This is a genomic window from Bradyrhizobium sp. USDA 3315 (assembly GCF_054056795.1).
The window spans coordinates 2,067,342-2,084,991 of sequence record NZ_JBSRYP010000001.1 but is presented as its reverse complement, the minus strand read 5'-3'; the positions used below and the strand labels follow the sequence as shown (position 1 = coordinate 2,084,991).

General features: G+C 66.4%; 13 protein-coding genes and 1 pseudogene. 9 read left to right on the top strand and 5 right to left on the bottom strand.

Annotation, left to right across the window (positions count from 1 at the left end; genetic code table 11):
* Window positions 1-12: 12 nt before the first annotated feature.
* Window positions 13-1,272 (bottom strand): hypothetical protein, encoded by a 1,260-nt coding sequence (locus ACVIYL_RS09630; RefSeq protein ID WP_456778381.1) that lies wholly within the window; start codon window positions 1,270-1,272, stop codon window positions 13-15.
* A gap of 111 nt (window positions 1,273-1,383) precedes the next feature.
* On the bottom strand, window positions 1,384-2,124 hold the full coding sequence (locus ACVIYL_RS09625) for a uroporphyrinogen-III synthase (RefSeq protein WP_456781802.1): 741 nt from the start codon (window positions 2,122-2,124) through the stop codon (window positions 1,384-1,386).
* Between the two features lie 173 nt (window positions 2,125-2,297).
* On the opposite strand from ACVIYL_RS09625, the gene tsaD reads away from it, so the two are divergent.
* From tsaD to ACVIYL_RS09605, 4 genes are all read left to right on the top strand, one after another.
* On the top strand, window positions 2,298-3,371 hold the full coding sequence (gene tsaD, locus ACVIYL_RS09620; protein ID WP_456781801.1) for a tRNA (adenosine(37)-N6)-threonylcarbamoyltransferase complex transferase subunit TsaD: 1,074 nt from the start codon (window positions 2,298-2,300) through the stop codon (window positions 3,369-3,371).
* Between the two features lie 188 nt (window positions 3,372-3,559).
* The gene (locus ACVIYL_RS09615) at window positions 3,560-4,537 is read left to right on the top strand and encodes an NAD(P)H-dependent glycerol-3-phosphate dehydrogenase (protein WP_456778380.1); all 978 of its coding nucleotides are present in this window, start codon (window positions 3,560-3,562) and stop codon (window positions 4,535-4,537) included.
* A 117-nt stretch (window positions 4,538-4,654) separates the two neighbouring features.
* Window positions 4,655-5,767, top strand: a complete 1,113-nt coding sequence (locus tag ACVIYL_RS09610) for an alpha/beta hydrolase (RefSeq protein ID WP_456778379.1) — start codon at window positions 4,655-4,657, stop codon at window positions 5,765-5,767.
* A gap of 167 nt (window positions 5,768-5,934) precedes the next feature.
* On the top strand, window positions 5,935-6,348 hold the full coding sequence (locus ACVIYL_RS09605) for an EVE domain-containing protein (RefSeq protein ID WP_057021328.1): 414 nt from the start codon (window positions 5,935-5,937) through the stop codon (window positions 6,346-6,348).
* Between the two features lie 157 nt (window positions 6,349-6,505).
* Here the strand turns inward: ACVIYL_RS09605 and ACVIYL_RS09600 are convergent, their stop codons facing one another.
* The gene (locus ACVIYL_RS09600) at window positions 6,506-7,684 is read right to left on the bottom strand and encodes a DNA topoisomerase IB (RefSeq protein WP_456778378.1); all 1,179 of its coding nucleotides are present in this window, start codon (window positions 7,682-7,684) and stop codon (window positions 6,506-6,508) included.
* A 773-nt stretch (window positions 7,685-8,457) separates the two neighbouring features.
* On the opposite strand from ACVIYL_RS09600, the gene acs reads away from it, so the two are divergent.
* Entirely contained in the window at window positions 8,458-10,410 is a 1,953-nt protein-coding gene (gene acs, locus ACVIYL_RS09595; protein WP_057021358.1) for an acetate--CoA ligase, read from the top strand.
* A 339-nt stretch (window positions 10,411-10,749) separates the two neighbouring features.
* Complete coding sequence (locus ACVIYL_RS09590; protein WP_028342054.1) at window positions 10,750-11,277, top strand: L,D-transpeptidase; 528 nt, start codon at window positions 10,750-10,752, stop codon at window positions 11,275-11,277.
* An 80-nt stretch (window positions 11,278-11,357) separates the two neighbouring features.
* Here ACVIYL_RS09590 and ACVIYL_RS09585 read toward each other — a convergent pair whose 3' ends face one another.
* Both ACVIYL_RS09585 and ACVIYL_RS09580 read right to left on the bottom strand, forming a co-directional pair.
* A complete protein-coding gene (locus ACVIYL_RS09585; protein WP_456778377.1) occupies window positions 11,358-11,954 on the bottom strand; it encodes a thermonuclease family protein in 597 nt (198 codons plus the stop codon).
* A 40-nt stretch (window positions 11,955-11,994) separates the two neighbouring features.
* Window positions 11,995-12,222, bottom strand: a complete 228-nt coding sequence (locus ACVIYL_RS09580; protein WP_225164629.1) for a DUF1674 domain-containing protein — start codon at window positions 12,220-12,222, stop codon at window positions 11,995-11,997.
* A 175-nt stretch (window positions 12,223-12,397) separates the two neighbouring features.
* Between ACVIYL_RS09580 and ACVIYL_RS09575 the strand changes: the two genes are divergently transcribed.
* The 3 genes and pseudogenes from ACVIYL_RS09575 (at window position 12,398) to purH (ending at window position 17,499) form a co-directional block, all read left to right on the top strand.
* Window positions 12,398-13,744 carry an RsmB/NOP family class I SAM-dependent RNA methyltransferase gene (locus ACVIYL_RS09575; protein WP_168858082.1) on the top strand — a complete coding sequence of 449 codons (1,347 nt, stop codon included), beginning with the start codon at window positions 12,398-12,400 and terminating at the stop codon, window positions 13,742-13,744.
* Window positions 13,745-13,945: 201 nt separating this feature from the next.
* A pseudogene (locus ACVIYL_RS09570) lies at window positions 13,946-15,638 on the top strand (heparinase II/III family protein).
* Between the two features lie 268 nt (window positions 15,639-15,906).
* Window positions 15,907-17,499 (top strand): bifunctional phosphoribosylaminoimidazolecarboxamide formyltransferase/IMP cyclohydrolase, encoded by a 1,593-nt coding sequence (purH, locus tag ACVIYL_RS09565; RefSeq protein WP_283066355.1) that lies wholly within the window; start codon window positions 15,907-15,909, stop codon window positions 17,497-17,499.
* Window positions 17,500-17,650 lie beyond the last annotated feature (151 nt).

Genomic DNA, 17,650 nt, shown 5'->3' with positions numbered 1-17,650 from the left:
TATTGCAAAGACTTACTGGTTGACCGTGGCGAGCGCCGCCATGGCGTTGTCGGCAAATTTACGCGACGCGTCGAGCGCGGCGCGGCGCGCGTCCACCTTGGCGAGCCAGGCTTGCGCCGCCGTGCGATCCGCGGGCGGCAGCGACTTCAGTTCACGCTCGGTCAATGCGAGGTCATTATGCAGGGCGGCCGATGTCACGCGCGCGACGATGCTGCCGCGATCGGTCCCCGTGCCGTCGGTCCGCTCGATCTGGATCAGCGTGGAGGCACCGGCCTTCAGACGATCGACCAGCCCGGCGCTGGCCGCCGCAGCCTCAGGCGGAGGCGGCGCAAGTTTCGGCACGATCTCGATCAGCTCGCGGCACAGCGCGTTCGGGTTCGGCACGCCCGACGTCGCAAACGTCGCGAGCGGCTTCAGCACCTCGGCATCATCCGACAGCGCCTTCGCGGCTTCGAGCGCGGAGGCATAGGGATCGCCGTGACGCACCGCGACGTCGAGCAGCGATGCCGCGACGACGCGGCGCAGCGGCACATCGTCGGCCTTCGCCTCGGCCTTGGTGTCGGCGATCTTGCCGTCCTGCCTCGCGATCGCAGCACCCTGCGCCTTCACCGCGCCCTCGACCTTGTCGATGCGCGCCGTGATGCCGGAGATATCAGCCGCAGCCGCGCCATCGCGCGGCGCGGCTTTCGCGTCATTGACCGCCGCCGCAAGCTTGTCGGATTGCGCCCGCGTCGCGGCGAGTTCGGTGCGCAGTGCGGCGATCGATTTGTCGAGCGCCTCCAGCCGCGCCGTCGCCGCGGGATCGGCGGCCGCCGCGACCGGCCTGCCGGCTTTCGATTCCAGCGCACTCAGGCGCGTGCCGAGTTCGTCGATGGCGGCACTGGGTTGCGGCGCCGAGACCGGCTGCACGACCGGCCAGCCGAGCAGCCAGCCGACCCCGATCACCAGGGCCGCAGCGACGGCGCCGGATATCGGAGCCACCACCCAGGGCGATACCGGCCGCGCCGGTTCGGCGTCCGGCGCCGCGGAGGCGGTCTCGGGCTGCGGCTCCGCTTGCGGTGCGGCGTCGCCTTGGGGCTCGGCCTCAGGCGTCGCCGCGTCCGCGGACGCCTTGCCGGCATCCTGGTCAGCCTCCCTGGCGGCTTCCTCGGCCCCCTCCGCCTTCGACGGTTCGCTGGAGATTTCGGTCGCCTGAAGATCGATGGTCGGCGGCGCGCGCTTGGGCCGGGAATCCGACGAAGATCCTGGGTCGTCTGGCCTTTCTTCAGCCATCGCGGGGGTCCTCAAAACTACTGGCCGCATACTCTACCAGAATCGGCCCAGGTTCTTAGAGCACGATCCGAATAACCGAGCATTGCCTAACATCATGGTCAGACGAAAGAATTATTCCGGTCTCGGTCGCAGGGTGCGGCTGAGCGCCTCCAGCAGGGCATTTTCGTCCGGCCGCGCCGCCACCACCACCTTGGTCGCGCCGGCGTCATGGAGCACCGCGGCGACGGCCGCCGAGATGCAGCATTGCGGCAAGGCGAGCGCCGAAATCTCGATCCCGTCGGCGCGCACGGTGTCCAGAAAGGCCTGCGCGCTGCGGCGGGAATAATGCAGCACCGCGGTGATCCGGTTCGCCATGAAGGCGTCGCTGACTTCCCTCGGGAAGCCGGCCACCGGCGCCATCCGGTAGGTGGTGTGGGTGACGACGCTGAGCCCGCGCTCGCCGAGCTCGCCCGCAAGATCGCGCGACAGGTCGGCGCCGGCGAGATAGAGCAGCGTCGCAGACGCCGGCAGTTCGCCGGCCTCGACCCGTGCGAGCACGAGATCGCGCAGCGAGACTGCATCGCCCTTCGCCACGATCAGCTTGTCGAAGCCCGCGGCACGCGCCGCATCGGCGGTGTGTGCCCCGACCGCAAACAGCGGCAGCCGCAGCAAGCGGCTGGTCGCGAGATCGACCGCGCGCAGCGCATTGGCGCTGGTCAGGATGACGGCATCATAATCCGCATCGTCGTCGCCGCGGAACGGCAACGGCTCGAAGCGCAGCACCGGCGCCGACAGGGCGTCAAAGCCGCGCTGGCGTAGGGTCGCGAGCGTCGCGTCATTGTCCGGATGCGGTCGTGTGACAAGGATTGTCAGGGTATCAGGCCTCCAGCCGTATAAATTGGACGTTGGCGACCGATTGCACTTTAAGACCTCGCAATGCTACCCCGGAGCGGACATTTTGATGAGCATCATCTTGCCGGAAACCGGTTCCGGCCGCCCGGATCATGCTCGTAGCACAAGGACCGAAATTGGGACACGAACCACCGATGCTGGTGCTGGGGATCGAAACCACCTGCGATGAAACCGCGGCCGCCGTGGTCGAGCGCGAGGCTGACGGGCAGGCGAAAATCCTCTCCAACGTCGTGCGCTCGCAGACCGACGAGCACGCCCGCTTCGGCGGCGTGGTGCCGGAGATCGCGGCGCGCGCCCATGTCGACCTGCTCGACGGCATCGTCGCCTCCGCGATGAAGGAGGCCGGCGTCGGCTACGGACAATTGTCGGCGGTCGCGGCAGCCGCGGGCCCCGGCCTGATCGGCGGCGTGATCGTCGGCCTCACCACCGCGAAGGCGATCGCGATGGTGCACGATACGCCCCTGATCGCGGTGAACCATCTCGAGGCGCACGCGCTGACGCCGCGGCTGACCTGCGCGCTGGCGTTTCCCTATTGCCTGTTCCTGGCCTCGGGCGGACACACCCAGATCGTCGCCGTGGTCGGCGTCGGTGAATATGTGCGGCTCGGCACCACGGTCGACGACGCGATGGGCGAGGCGTTCGACAAGGTGGCGAAGATGCTGTCGCTGCCCTATCCCGGCGGACCGGAGGTCGAGCGCGCGGCCGCCGGCGGCGACCCGACGCGGTTTGCCTTTCCACGCCCGATGCTCGGCCGCCCCGATGCGAATTTCTCGCTGTCGGGACTGAAGACGGCGGTGCGCAATGAGGCCAGCCGGCTGGAGCCGCTGGAGCCGCAGGACGTCAGCGATCTCTGCGCGAGTTTCCAGGCCGCGGTGCTGGAATCGACCGCGGACCGGCTGAGCGTCGGCCTAAAGCTGTTTCAGGAGCGGTTCGGCACGCCGCGCGCGCTGGTCGCGGCCGGGGGCGTCGCCGCCAACCATGCGATCCGCAGCGCGCTGCAGGAGGTTGCGGCGAAGGCGCAGACCACGCTGATCATCCCGCCGCCGGCGCTCTGCACCGACAATGGCGCGATGATCGCCTGGGCCGGTGCCGAGCGGATGGCGCTTGGCCTCACCGACACGATGGAGGCGCCGCCGCGCGCGCGCTGGCTGCTCGACGCCAACGCCAAGGCGCCGGCCGGCTACGCCAACAGCCGCGCCGGATATTGAACAATGTACGACGGGGCGCGCATCAGGCACCGTCGCACCTCGCCCCGCTTGCGGGGAGAGGTCGGATTGCGCAGCAATCCGGGTGAGGGGGTACAGGTCTCAACACTCGGCTCGCTCGCGGATAAAGCCCCTCACCCCAACCCTCTCCCCGCAAGAGCGGGGAGAGGGAGCGAAGACAGGCCCGCCTGATGCCGGCGCATATGTCAGTGAGCGTGATCGGAGCCGGCGCCTGGGGCACGGCATTGGCCGATGTCGCGGCGCGCGCCGGGCGCAAGGTGACGCTGTATGCGCGCAACGCCGAGCATGCCGCGCAGATCCAGGCGACGCGGGTCAATCCGCGGCTGGCTGGTGTCCAGCTTCATCCCGGCATCGCCGTGACGTCGGACATCGCCGCCGCGGCACAGGCCGACATCATCCTGGCCGTGACACCGGCGCAGCATCTGCGCGCGGCGGTTGGGCATCTTGCGCCGCATCTCAAACCCGACACGCCTGTCATCGCCTGCGCCAAGGGCATCGAGCACGGCACGCATAAATTCATGACCGAGGTGATCGCAGAAGCCGCGCCGCGCGCCGTCCCTGCGATCCTGTCGGGGCCGAGCTTTGCCGACGACGTCGCGCGCGGATTGCCCACCGCCGTCACGCTGGCCACCAGGGACGAAGCGCTGGCACGCGCGCTGGTCCAGGCGCTCGGCTCGGCGACCTTCCGGCCCTATCACACCACCGACGTGCGCGGCGTCGAGATCGGCGGCGCGGCCAAGAACGTGCTGGCGATCGCCGCCGGCATCGTGGTCGGCAAGAATCTCGGCGCCTCCGCGCTCGCCGCGCTGACCACGCGCGGCTTCAGCGAGCTCGCAAGATTGGGCCGCGCCTGCGGCGCGCGCACCGAGACGCTCTCAGGCCTGTCGGGATTGGGCGATCTCCTGCTCAGCTGCTCGACCGCGCAATCGCGCAATTTCGCGCTCGGCCTCGCGCTCGGGCGCGGCGAAGCCGCACCGATCGGCAAGCTCGCCGAAGGCGCGTTCACCGCACCGGTGCTGTGCGAGCTCGCCGCTGCGCAAAAGGTCGACATGCCGGTGTCAAACGCGGTCGCCGCGATCCTGGGCGACCGGCTGACCGTTGACGCAGCGATCGAAGGCCTGCTGACGCGGCCGTTCAAGGCGGAGTAACGCACGTCACGGTCGCGCGTGGCGGAGCTTCACGATCCGTGCGCGGCATACTAGCGTGGCGGCGAACCGTCGGATCCCGGTCCAACAAATCGAAAAACGGATCCCAAGGGAAAACCCATGCGTCAACCGCATCGCGCCATCCTTTCGATCAGCCTCGCCGTCGCATTCACCGCCTCATCCGCCATAGCCCACGCCCAAACGGCCGCCACCTACGACGACCTTGCCAAGAGCGAGGCCGCCGCCAATGCGGACAACGGCAAGCGGGTCGCGCCGCTCAAATCGATCGGCAACCCAACCGCCGACGTGTCTGCCGAGATGCAGGCAATGATCGGCGCACCCTATCCGCCGCATTTCAATGCCGACCCCAAAACCCCTGCGGAATGGAAGGAGTTGATCGATCGCCGCGCCAAGCTTCTGATCGCGGGTGTTCCGGCGCTGAAGGCGAAGCTCGGCGTCAAGGTCGAGGAAACCAGGCTTGCCGGCGTGCACTGCTACATCGTCACCCCGAACAAGATCGCGCTCGAGAACAGGCGACGCCTGCTGATCCACGTCCATGGCGGGGGTTACGTGTTCGGCCCCGGCGAAGCCGCGTTGCCGGAAGCCATCATGATGGCGGGCTTTGGCGGCTTCAAGGTCCTCTCGGTCGACTACCGGATGCCGCCGGACTTCCCCTATCCGGCCGCGATGGACGACGCGATGGCGGTCTGGAAGGAGGTTCTGAAATCGCACGAGCACCGCCGGCTGGCCATCTTCGGCACCTCGACCGGCGGGGCGATGACGCTTGCGATGGTATTGCGGGCGAAGGATGAGAGGCTGCCGCTGCCCGCCGCCATCGCGCCGGGCACGCCGTGGTCCGATATCGACAAGATCGGCGACAGCTACGCGAGCAATGAATGGGTCGACAATGTGCTGGTGACCTGGGACGGCTGGCTCGGCCGCGCGGCGAAGCTTTATGCAAACGGCACCAGCCTGAAGAATCCCTACATTTCGCCGATCTATGGTGACTTCAAGGGCTTCCCGCCGACCATCCTGACATCGGGCACGCGCGATCTGTTCCTCAGCAACACGGTTCGCACGCATCGCAAATTGCGCCGCGCCGGCGTGATCGCCGATCTCAATGTCTATGAGGGGCAGTCGCACGCCCAGTACCAGTTCAACGCCGACGCGCCCGAGACCAAGGAGGCGTTCACCGACATCGCCAGGTTCTTCGATCGATATTTGAAACAGTGAGTGCTGCGCTTCTTGATTTGACGCGTTTTCTTCACGCGAACCGGCATCCATCCCGCATCAAGTGCGGGACAGGCTTCGCTTGAAAACGCTCTGGATCGGGTGCCCGCGCTTGTCGCGGGCATCCACGTCGCTGTAGATTGCAGCGCAATCGAACGGGGTGAGTTGCGATGAATTACTGGCTGGTGAAATCCGAACCGTCGGTCTGGTCCTGGGACCATCAGGTCGCCAAGGGCGCGAAGGGCGAAGCCTGGACCGGCGTGCGCAACTTCACGGCACGGCAGAATCTCGTCAACATGAAGAAGGGCGACAAGGCGTTCTTCTATCATTCCAACGAGGGCAAGGAGATCGTCGGCATCGCCGAGATCATCAAGGAAGCCTATCCCGACCCGACCGACAAGACCGGCAAGTTCGTCTGCGTCGACATCAAGGCCGACAAGCCGCTGAAGACGCCGGTGACGATGGCCGCGATCAAGGCGGACAAGAAGCTCGCCGACATGGCGCTGGTCAAATATTCGCGGCTTTCGGTGCAGCCGGTGACCGCGGAGGAGTGGAAATACGTCTGCAAGATGGGCGGGCTGTGATGTCTCGTCCAACTCTACTGTCGTCCCGGCGAAGGCCGGGACCCATTACCCCAAATGTCGATTGCTGAAACGAGCTGGGGCCACAGCGAATTCTAATCACAGGCGGCTGTGGTTATGGGTCCCGGCTTTCGCCGGGACGACGATAGGGGACGCGGACCTACGCCCCGGTCGCCATCACCACCTGCGCCAGCAATTGCTCGCGCTTGCTTTGGGTGCGGTAGCCTCCCATCGTCGCGGCGAAGCGCTCGAGGATGCCGTCCTCGAACGCGGTGACGATGGTGTCGTGGACATAGCTCTTGCGGCAGATCGCCGGCGTGTTGGACAGCTGGTCGGCGGCGGCGCGGATCGCATCCAGCACCTGGCGCTTGCGGCCGCGCTGGCTGGTGGCCGGCGTGATCCGCGACAGCGATTCCACGACGACCGCCGACGCCATCAGGGTGCGGAAATCCTTCAGCGAGATCTTGATGCCGGCGATCTCGCGCAGGAACGCGTTCACCGCCGTGGTCGAGGCGGCCCGCACCACGCCGGAGCGGTCGCGATACTGAAACATGCGCTTGCCCGGGACGCCGCGCAGGATGCCGATCGCACGCACCAGCTTGGCCGCATCGCATTCCTTGCGCACGGCCTTGCCGCCCTTGGCCTTGAAGGTCAGCACCAGGGAATCGTCCTCCAGCGTGACGTTGGACTTCAAGAGCGTGGTGGCGCCGCGGGTGCCGTTGAGGCGCGCATAGGATTCGTTGCCGGGCCGGATCGCGGTGCGCGCGATCAGCTCGATCACCGCCGACAGCGCGAACTCGCGCGTCGGCTCGTCGCCGGACAGAAACGCCGAGACCTTGCGCCGGATCTTCGGCAGCGCGGCCACCAGCTTGGCGAGGCGATGCGCCTTGCGCTGCTCGCGGACCTTCTCCCAGTCGGCGTGATAACGATATTGCAGCCGACCCGCGGCATCGCGGCCGACCGCCTGCAGATGCGAACTCGGATCGCTGGAATAGCGCACCTGGCGATAGGCCGGCGGGACCGCCATCGCGTGCAGCCGGCGGATGGTGCGCGCATCGCGAATCCGCGAGCCATTGGCACGGACGAATGAATAGGTCTTGCCGCGCTTGATGCGGCGGATGGTCAATTCGTTCTGGTCGCCGAGCCGCAGGCCCAGATCGCGCGCCAGTTCTTCAACCGTCGTTCTGATGGCAGCGGGCGCGTCGAGCTTGAGTTTTGCCGGCGGCTGCAGCCTGGCCCGCGGCGGCTTGGACGGCCACTGGCCCAGTGCCTTTGCCAAGGCGACAGCGGGATCGGCGGAAACGGGCCGCACAGCCGCGATATTCTGCTGATCCATCATTACTCTCGCAAGACGCCTTGTTCCGCTGTTCTCCCGGTAATGCCGTTGCTTCGGGCTTCGTTCCGGTGGGCCGCCTAGCCTCGGAAACGCGATTTAGGGCGTCGGGGCCGACATTGCGAGTCGCGAATCAGTTATTGACTGTATTATATTACCTTTCATGGGTGCCATTCGCCCGCTAACGTTGATTTTGGACTGCCCGGGATCGGACAAAATGACGCGAGCGCGGTACCGGAAACCGGCCTTTGAACGCAGCCGGAGGTCCACCGCGGTCCCCCAGATCAGGTCAGCGACCTTGCCCTTTCGGGCGCCGCTCTCGCCGGGGCGCGGCTCGAGCTCGGCAGCCACGGGCCGGTCCAACCGCTGGCCGCAATCAAGGATTATGCGGTCACGAACGTGTTGGCGCAGCTCATCACCGCGGCGTCCGACAATTCGTTCAATTGTGCCCGAAGCCGTCGATCAAAATCGGCGTCAGCGCATCGTCGTCGCACGCGGCACCACTGCAGCGACGGCGAACGCGCAGAGAACGATACCACTACGACCAAGAGACCAGTGACCCCGAGCAAGCGATGGCGCATAGGTTTCTCTCGTCGATGCGTTGCGGTAAGCCGTCCTATCACAAGCGGAAGCCGGCGGACTATCCGGCGGCTTCAACGCGACGAAAGTGACAGTCCTTTTTCCTTGCCGGGCCGGAATGCGGCAACGCATAATCGCGGCAATGATCAAGACGGCTTGCCGTCGCGTCGTGCGCGATCGGCAATGAGTGGAGGAAAATGATGTCCGAGAAGATCTATGACGTGTCGGCCGACTGGGCCAAGCGCGCCTATATCGATGACGCCAAATATCGCGAGATGTATGCGCACTCGGTCAAGGACCCGAACGGCTTCTGGGCCGAGCACGGCAAGCGGATCGACTGGATCAAGCCCTTCACCAAGGTCGAGAACGTCTCCTTCGCACCGGGCAACATCTCGATCAAATGGTTCGAGGATGGCGTGCTGAACGTCGCCTGGAACTGCATCGACCGCCATCTCGACAAGCGCGGCGACCAGACCGCGATCATCTGGGAGGGCGACGATCCCTCCGAATCCAAGCACATCACCTACCGCCAGCTGCACGACGAAGTCTGCAAGATGGCCAACATCCTGCGCACGCGGAACGTCAAGAAGGGCGATCGCGTCACGATCTATCTGCCGATGATTCCGGAAGCGGCCTACGCCATGCTGGCCTGCGCGCGGATCGGCGCCATTCATTCGGTGGTGTTCGGCGGTTTCTCGCCGGACAGCCTCGCGCAGCGCATCAAGGACTGCGACTCGAAGGTGGTGATCACCGCCGACGAGGGCCTGCGCGGCGGCAGGAAAGTGCCGCTGAAGGCCAATGTCGATGCCGCCATCGCCAAGACCGGCGGCGTCGATTGGGTCGTGGTGGTGAAGCGCACCGGCGGCAAGATCGACATGAACCCGACGCGCGACCTCTGGTATCACGAGGCCGCTGCCATGGTGACGACGGAATGCCCGGCCGAGCATATGCACGCCGAGGACCCGCTGTTCATCCTCTACACCTCGGGCTCGACCGGAACGCCGAAGGGCGTGCTGCACACCTCGGCCGGCTACCTCGTATTTGCGTCGATGACGCATCAATATGTGTTCGATTATCACGACGGCGACATCTATTGGTGCACCGCCGACGTCGGCTGGGTCACCGGCCACAGCTACATTCTCTACGGGCCGCTCTGTAACGGCGCGACCACGCTGATGTTCGAGGGCGTGCCGAACTATCCGGACAATTCGCGCTTCTGGAACGTGGTCGACAAGCACAAGGTCAACATCTTCTACACCGCACCGACCGCGATCCGCGCGCTGATGCAGGGCGGCGACGAGCCGGTGAAGAAGACCTCGCGCAAATCGCTGCGCCTGCTCGGCTCGGTCGGCGAGCCGATCAATCCGGAAGCCTGGGAGTGGTATTACCGCGTGGTCGGCGACGACCGCTGCCCGATCGTCGACACCTGGTGGCAGACCGAGACCGGCGGCATCCTGATCACGCCGCTGCCCGGCGCGACGAAGCTGAAACCCGGTTCGGCGACACGGCCGTTCTTCGGCGTTGTGCCGGAGATCGTCGATGCCGACGGCAAGACGCTGGACGGCGAGACCTCGGGCAATCTCTGCCTGACCAGGTCATGGCCGGGCCAGATGCGCACGGTCTATGGCGACCATGCGCGGTTCGAGCAGACCTATTTCTCGACCTACAAGAACAAGTATTTCACCGGCGACGGCTGCCGGCGCGATGCCGACGGCTATTACTGGATCACCGGCCGCGTCGACGACGTCATCAACGTCTCCGGCCACCGCATGGGCACCGCCGAGGTCGAGAGCTCGCTGGTCGCGCATGAGGCGGTGTCGGAAGCCGCTGTCGTCGGCTACCCGCACGACATCAAGGGCCAGGGCATCTACGCCTATGTCACGCTGATGAAGGGCACCGAGCCGACCGAGGCGCTGCGCAAGGAGCTGGTTGCCTGGGTCCGCAAGGACATCGGCCCGATCGCCTCGCCGGACCTGATCCAGTTCGCGCCCGGCCTGCCCAAGACCCGCTCCGGCAAGATCATGCGCCGCATCCTGCGCAAGATCGCCGAGGACGAGTCGTCGAGCCTCGGCGACACCTCGACCTTGGCCGATCCGGCGGTGGTCGACGACCTCGTGCAGAACCGTCAGAACAAGAAGGGCGCGCCAGCGTAAGGCCAGCAGCAGCAAGGATCAGAAGACCAAAGAAGGGCCGCGCGCGATCACCGCCGCGGCCCTTCCCCGTTTGCTGCAACGGGCGCTTCACGGGATTGTCATAGGCAAGGCATGATTGAGGCGCGTTTGTGGCCAAGTGTTGTTTCCAGGTCATTTACTTTAATCCGAACTTTTCATTCTCTCCCGCCATCAGGACGTGTCTTGCGGCCGGTGTGAAACCACCCGGTTAACACACGCAGTTAATGTTGCGTGCGTGAGACCGGCAGGCCCGGTTTTTCAAGGGCTCTGCATTTTCGTTTTTGGCTTCCTTGCGGGAGCTGTTGGGAAGTGGAGAGGTTGATGTCGATGAAGTTTGCGGTGGCGCTGGCTGCCACAGCTGCTGTTACCCTTGGTGCTGTTGTCTTGACGTCGCAGGCGGCCGAAGCCCGGCCGGAAATGGTGGGAATACACGCCGACAACTATGAGCCAGGCACCATCGTGGTGAAGACCAACGAACGGCGGCTCTACCTCATTCTCGATTCCGGCCACGCGATGCGTTACCCGGTCGGTGTCGGCAAGTCCGGCAAGCAGTGGGCCGGCACCACGAAGATCGACGGCAAATATCGCAACCCCGCCTGGTCGCCGCCCGCCGAGGTCAAGCGCGACAAGCCGAGCATCCCGAACGTGATCGCCGGCGGCTCGCCGCATAACCCGATGGGCGTCGCTGCGATGACGCTGGCCGGCGGTGAATATGCGATCCACGGCACCAACGTGCCGGGCTCGGTTGGCGGCTTCGTCTCCTACGGCTGCATCCGCATGCTCAACACCGACATCACCGATCTCTATTCGCGCGTCGAGATCGGCACGACGGTCGTCGTCACCCGCTGATCAGGCAGAACGCTTCGCCGATAGAAAAGCCGCGCAACTGCGCGGCTTTTGGTTTGCCCGGTCCGGTTTGACGCTGTCGTCTAGCGTGCGAAATACCCGCACCAGCCGAACCGGTGCCCGCCATTGTAGGCCCGCGCATGACCGGCCGCGAGCAGCGCGGCCGAGACGTTGTCGGTCTTCCTGGTCGCGACGTCGGCGACGACACGGCCTTGATATTTGTCGGGACCGACATTGTAGATCGCGACGTCGCCCTGGCCGAGCAGGTCACGCAGCGCCACCGTCGCCGCTTGCGCCATCTGCAGTTCGCGCGCACACGACGCCTTCAGCTCCGGCGCATCGATGCCGCGTAGCCGGACTCGCGTGTACAGATCCGGGCCCGGCGAGAAATGCACCCGCGCCTCGAACGTGTCACCGTCGATCGTCCTGATCACATCAACGTTGTGCCTGATGTCGGGCGCGCCGGCCCGCTGCCAGATGATATCGGTGTCGCGAGACCTGCTCAGCGACCAATGCGGTGGCAGATGCACCCATTGCCGGATCGGCAGCGTACTGCCCACGGCGATGCCGAGAACGAACACCCATGGCAGCGCCGCCGAGACGCGCCGGCCCCAGGGTGATCTTCGGAAGGGCGGACGTCCCGTCCCCCGATAAGCATTTATTCTTTCGTATGGGGACATTTTCCCAGACTGGCGCGAGTCGAGCCGTCAGGCAAGGCTCTCAGAAGTCCGAGGCGATGCCCTTGGTCTCCCAATCGCCATAACGCGTCGGTTCCGGCCCCTTCGGACCCTGGAACTCCTTCGGCCGCGCGGCCGCGTTCTGCGCGGCTGCCTCCTCGGCGGCCTTGCGCCGCGCCGCGGCCTCGGCGAGCGCGCGTTGCGCGGCCGGCGTCAGCGGCTTGCGCGGCGCGGCCTCCGGCGGCGATGACGACGGCGATTTATCAGACATGGCAAAACTTTCTGCCTGCGGATTCCGTATCTCTGCGCCGGCTCAGTGACGACATCACGATCACGAAATCCCGCAAGGCGATTCTTACATTTGGCATATTCGCATGCCAGAGATGCTATGGAGTTGATGGGCATGAGCCGAATGTAACTCAGCACCTTCGAGATATCTCCGCTTCATGCCTCCTTCAAGATTTGCAGTACCTGCCGAAGTCCCCGGTCTCGCGGCTCGCCGCATCGCGGCCGACATCCTCGATGGCGTGCTGCACAAGCACCGCACGCTCGACGACCAGCTCGACGGTGCCGGCGCGCATCCCGGCCTGAAATCGCTCGCCGATCGCGACCGCGCGCTGATGCGCCGGCTGGTGTCGACCATCTTGCGCAAGCTCGGCACGCTCGGCCATCTGCTGTCGCGCCTGCTCGATCGCGGCATCCCGACCGATGCGCCGCGCGCGCAGAGCGCGCTCCTGATCGGCGCGGCACAGATTCTCTGGATGGACGTGCCCGATCACGCCGCGGTCGATCTCTCGGTGCGGCTGGTGCAGTCCGACCGGCGCGCCGCGAAATATGCCGGGCTCGTCAACGCCGTGCTGCGCCGCTGCGCGCGCGAGGGCCAGGGCCTGATCGACGAGATCAGCATGCAGACGCTGGACCTGCCGCCATGGATGCTGGCGCGCTGGAACGCGCATTACGGCGAAGCTACCGCGCGCGACATGGCGCTTGCGCTCGGCCACGAGCCGTCGCTCGATCTGACGGTGAAGTCGGACGCGGCGCAATGGGCGGCCCGCCTGCACGGCGAGACGCTGCCGACGGGAACCGTGCGCACGCTGCTGCAGGGTTCCGTCACGATGCTGCCCGGCTTTGCCGAAGGCCAGTGGTGGGTGCAGGACGCCGCCGCCGCGCTGCCGGTGCGGCTGTTCGGCGACATCAAGGACAAGGCGGTCGCGGATCTCTGCGCCGCGCCCGGCGGCAAGACCGCCCAGCTCGCGCTGGCCGGCGCGCACGTCACCGCAGTCGACCGCTCGCCGGCGCGTGTGGCGCGGCTGCGCGACAATCTCACGCGTCTGGCCTTGCAGGCCGAGACCGTCGTTGCCGACGCCGCCGAATGGCCCGCCGAGGCCGCAAGCTTCGACGGTATCCTGGTCGATGCGCCCTGCAGCTCGACGGGAACCATCCGCCGCCACCCCGACGTCGCCTGGCTGCGGCAGGAAGGCGACATCGCCGCGCTGTCGGCGCTGCAGAAGCGGCTGCTGCAAAAAGCCGCCAATCTGCTGAAGCCCGGCGGCACGCTGGTCTACTGCACCTGCTCGCTGGAGCCGGAGGAAGGCGAGCACGCGATCGCCGCGCTGCTGGCGAGCGAATCAGGCCTGCGCCGTGCGCCGGTCGAGACAAGCGAGGTCGCCGGCCTCGACGACATCATCACCGCCGACGGCGATCTGCGCACTTTGCCGAGCCATTTGCCCAATGCCGACCCGCGGCTCGGCGGGCTGGATGGATTTTACGCGGCCCGGCTGGTTAAATCCTGATTTTAAACTTCAGTCCTCTAAGCTCGAAGTGATTCGTGCGGTATCAAGAGGGTGCCTGGGCAAGTTTCTTGGCAGGTGTCTTGGCCGCGTTTCCGGACTAAATAAGGATTCGTTGAAAATTCCCTCCCCGCAAGGTTAGGCGTGTCGGTCGCTCAAAGCAGACGCATCTCGACGCTGATTGCTGGCCGCTTTGCCCGCAGCATGCTCGCACGCGCCAGCGGGAGCACGGTTGCGCTGTCGCGGCTCTGGCCCGGCCGCACCGACCGGCTGGTCATCGCCCCGCACGATCTGCGGACCGCCGACGCCACCCGCGCGGCCGAGATCTATGCCGGACGATTCGTCTTCGCCGGCAAGATCGTCACCTGCCACGGCCGCTCGATCTTCGATCTCGAACCGCCGTCGGAGGATTGGGAAGCCGCCCTGCTCGGCTTCGGCTGGCTGCGCCACCTGCGCGCCGCCGACACCGCGCTGACCCGCGCCAACGCCCGTTCGCTGGTCGACGACTGGATCTCCAACCAGGCCCGCAAGCGGCCGCTGGAGCGCCGCGCCGATGTGCGCGCGCGGCGGGTGATCTCGCTGCTGTCGCAGGCACCGCTGGTGCTCGGCGACACTGACGGAAAATTCTATCGCAAATATCTGCGCGGGCTGGCGCGCGAAATCCGCTATCTGCGCCACGCGACGCTCGACAATGACGGCGTTCCGCGCCTGCAGGTGCTGATCGCGCTGTGCTACGCCTCGCTCTGCCTCGCCAACCAGGCGCGCAACATCAAATCGGCGACGCGCAAGCTGTCCGACGAATTGCAGCGCCAGATCCTGCCCGATGGCGGCCACATCTCGCGCAATCCCGGCGCGCTGGTCGAGCTGCTCAGCGATCTCCTGCCGCTGCGGCAGACCTTTGCTGCACGGAATATCGCGCCGCCGCCGGCGCTGCTCAAACGCCATCGACCGCATGATGCCGATGCTGCGCTTTTTCCGTCACGGCGACGGCAGCTTCGCGCTGTTCAACGGCATGAGCACCGCGCCGTCCGATCTCGTCGCGACGCTGCTCGCCTATGACGACACCCGCGGCGTGCCGATGGCGAGCATGCCGCACACCGGCTTCCAGCGCCTTGATGCCGGCAACACCGCCTTGATCATCGATACCGGCCCGCCGCCGCCGGCCAGCGTCAGCCAGGACGCGCATGCCGGCTGCCTGTCGTTCGAGCTGTCCTCCGGGGTGAGCCGCATCGTCGTCAATTGCGGCATGCCGAGCACCGGCCGCGACAATTGGCGGCCGTTCGCGCGCTCCACCGCGGCGCATTCGACGCTGACCTATCGCGATACGTCGTCATGCCAGTTCGTCGAGCTGTCGGCGATGAAGCGGCTGCTCCGCGGCGCGCCCATCACCAGCGGCCCGAGCAATGTCGAGAGCTACCGCGAAGCCGTTCCCGACGGCGATGTGCTGACCGCCTCGCATGACGGCTATCTCTCGCGCTTCGGCGTGATCCACCGCCGCGTGCTGATGGTCTCCCAGGACGGCACGCGGCTGGAGGGCGAAGATTCGCTGTCGCCGGCGCCGGGCGGCCGCATCAAGGGCAGCGAGGCCGATTTCGCGCTGCGCTTCCATTTGCATCCTTCCGTGAAGGCGAGCCGGCTGTCGGATGCCCGCGGCGTGATGCTGGTGCTGCCCAACCGCGACGTCTGGACCTTCGAGGCGATGGACGACAAGGTCGATCTCGAGGACAGCGTGTTCCTGGCCGGCAATGACGGCCCGCGCCGCACCTCCCAGATCGTGATCCGGCAGGACGCGAGGCAGGCCAGCACCATCCGCTGGAGCTTCGTGCGCTCCTCGACCTCGGCCTCCGCCACCAACGCGCGCCGCAACGCCCGCCGCGAGCCGGAACTGCCGCTGTAGGACGGGTGAGTCCTCCGACCCGTCATCCTGAGGAGCCGCGAAGCGACGTCTCGAAGGATGCACGGCCCCGCCGGTGGCCGTCGACCCTTCGAGAGGCGCGGAGCCTGTCATCGGGCCGCGCTTTGCGCGGACCCGGTGGCGCTCCTCAGGGTGACGGGGAAAGAATACCGGACCACCCTCAATTTGCGGGGAATCAGGCGCATGTACCGGTTTCGTACCGCACAAAACCATGCTACCCGGCTGCCTTAACAGCCAGGGATTTTCCGATATGACCGAGCAGCTTCGCCGCGTGACCCGCGCTCTGTTGTCCGTTTCCGACAAGACCGGACTGATCGATTTCGCCAAGGCGCTGGCCGACCATGGCGTCGAGCTGGTCTCGACCGGCGGCACCGCCAAGGCGATCGCGGCGGCGGGGCTGAAGGTCAAGGACGTCTCCGAGCTCACCGGTTTTCCGGAGATGATGGATGGCCGGGTCAAGACGCTGCATCCAAAGGTGCATGGCGGCCTGCTCGCGATCCGCGACAACAAGGAACATGCCGCGGCGATGGCCTCGCACGGCATCGCGCCGATCGACCTCTTGGTCGTCAACCTCTATCCGTTCGAGGCCACCGTCGACAAAGGCGCCGGCTTCGAGGAGTGCATCGAGAATATCGACATCGGCGGCCCCGCGATGATCCGCGCCGCGGCCAAGAACCATGACGACGTCGCCGTGGTGGTCGAGGCGAACGACTATTCTGCCGTGCTCGACGAGCTCGCCGCGCACAAGGGCGCGACCTCGCTTCAGTTGCGCCGGCGGCTCGCCGCCAAGGCCTATGCGCGCACCGCGGCCTATGACGCCGCGATCTCGAACTGGTTTGCCGTGCAGCTCGACACCAAGGCGCCGGATTTCCGCGCCTTCGGCGGCAAGCTGATCCAGTCGTTGCGCTATGGCGAGAATCCGCACCAGACCGCGGCGTTCTACGCCACGCCGGAGAAGCGGCCGGGCGTTGCGACCGCACGCCAGCTGCAAGGCAAGGAACTGTCCTACAACAACATCAACGACACCGACGCGGCCTATGAATGCGTCGGCGAGTTCGATCCGCAGCGCACCGCGGCGTGTGTGATCGTCAAGCACGCCAATCCGTGCGGCGTTGCCGAGGGACCCGATCTCGCCACCGCCTATGCCCGCGCGCTCGCCTGCGACTCCACCTCGGCCTATGGCGGCATCATCGCGGTCAATCGCACGCTCGATGCGGATGCCGCGCGCGCCATCATCGGCATCTTCACCGAGGTGATCATCGCGCCCGACGCAACCGAGGAGGCGATCTCGATCATCGCCGGCCGGCGCAATCTGCGCCTGCTGCTCGCCGGCGGCCTGCCGAACGCGCGCGCGGTCGGCCTCACCGCCAAGACCGTCGCCGGCGGCCTCTTGGTGCAGAGCCGCGACAATGCCGTGGTCGAGGACATGAACCTGAAGGTCGCGACCAAGCGTGCGCCGACCGACGCCGAGCTGCGCGATCTCAAATTCGCGTTCCGCGTCGCCAAGCACGTGAAGTCGAACACCATCATCTACGCCAAGGACCTCGCGACCGTCGGCATCGGCGCCGGCCAGATGAGCCGGGTCGATTCCGCGCGCATCGCCGCGCGCAAGGCACTGGATGCGGCCGCCGAGCTGAAGCTCGCCGAGCCCCTGACCAAGGGCTCGGTGGTCGCCTCCGACGCGTTCTTCCCGTTCGCCGACGGCATGCTGGCCTGCATCGAGGCCGGCGCCACCGCGGTGATCCAGCCCGGCGGCTCGATGCGCGACGACGAGGTGATCAAGGCCGCCGACGAGCACGGCATCGCCATGGTGTTCACCGGCGTGCGGCATTTCCGGCATTGAGTACGACCTGTAGCCCGGATGGAGCGTAGCGAAATCCGGGGCGGTTTCTCCGCGGACCAAAGACCCCGGATTGCGCTTCGCTCCATCCGGGCTACAAACCTGTCGTCCCTGCGAAAGCAGGGACCCATAACCACCCATGTTGCTTGGTGAG

Coding starts and splice junctions, on each gene's coding strand:
- ACVIYL_RS09630 (WP_456778381.1), bottom strand. CDS start 1,272: ATGGCTGAAGAAAGGCCAGACGACCCAGGATCTTCGTCGGATTCCCGG.
- tsaD (WP_456781801.1), top strand. CDS start 2,298: ATGCTGGTGCTGGGGATCGAAACCACCTGCGATGAAACCGCGGCCGCC.
- ACVIYL_RS09615 (WP_456778380.1), top strand. CDS start 3,560: ATGCCGGCGCATATGTCAGTGAGCGTGATCGGAGCCGGCGCCTGGGGC.
- ACVIYL_RS09610 (WP_456778379.1), top strand. CDS start 4,655: ATGCGTCAACCGCATCGCGCCATCCTTTCGATCAGCCTCGCCGTCGCA.
- ACVIYL_RS09605 (WP_057021328.1), top strand. CDS start 5,935: ATGAATTACTGGCTGGTGAAATCCGAACCGTCGGTCTGGTCCTGGGAC.
- ACVIYL_RS09600 (WP_456778378.1), bottom strand. CDS start 7,684: ATGATGGATCAGCAGAATATCGCGGCTGTGCGGCCCGTTTCCGCCGAT.
- acs (WP_057021358.1), top strand. CDS start 8,458: ATGTCCGAGAAGATCTATGACGTGTCGGCCGACTGGGCCAAGCGCGCC.
- ACVIYL_RS09590 (WP_028342054.1), top strand. CDS start 10,750: ATGTCGATGAAGTTTGCGGTGGCGCTGGCTGCCACAGCTGCTGTTACC.
- ACVIYL_RS09585 (WP_456778377.1), bottom strand. CDS start 11,954: ATGTCCCCATACGAAAGAATAAATGCTTATCGGGGGACGGGACGTCCG.
- ACVIYL_RS09580 (WP_225164629.1), bottom strand. CDS start 12,222: ATGTCTGATAAATCGCCGTCGTCATCGCCGCCGGAGGCCGCGCCGCGC.
- ACVIYL_RS09575 (WP_168858082.1), top strand. CDS start 12,398: ATGCCTCCTTCAAGATTTGCAGTACCTGCCGAAGTCCCCGGTCTCGCG.
- purH (WP_283066355.1), top strand. CDS start 15,907: ATGACCGAGCAGCTTCGCCGCGTGACCCGCGCTCTGTTGTCCGTTTCC.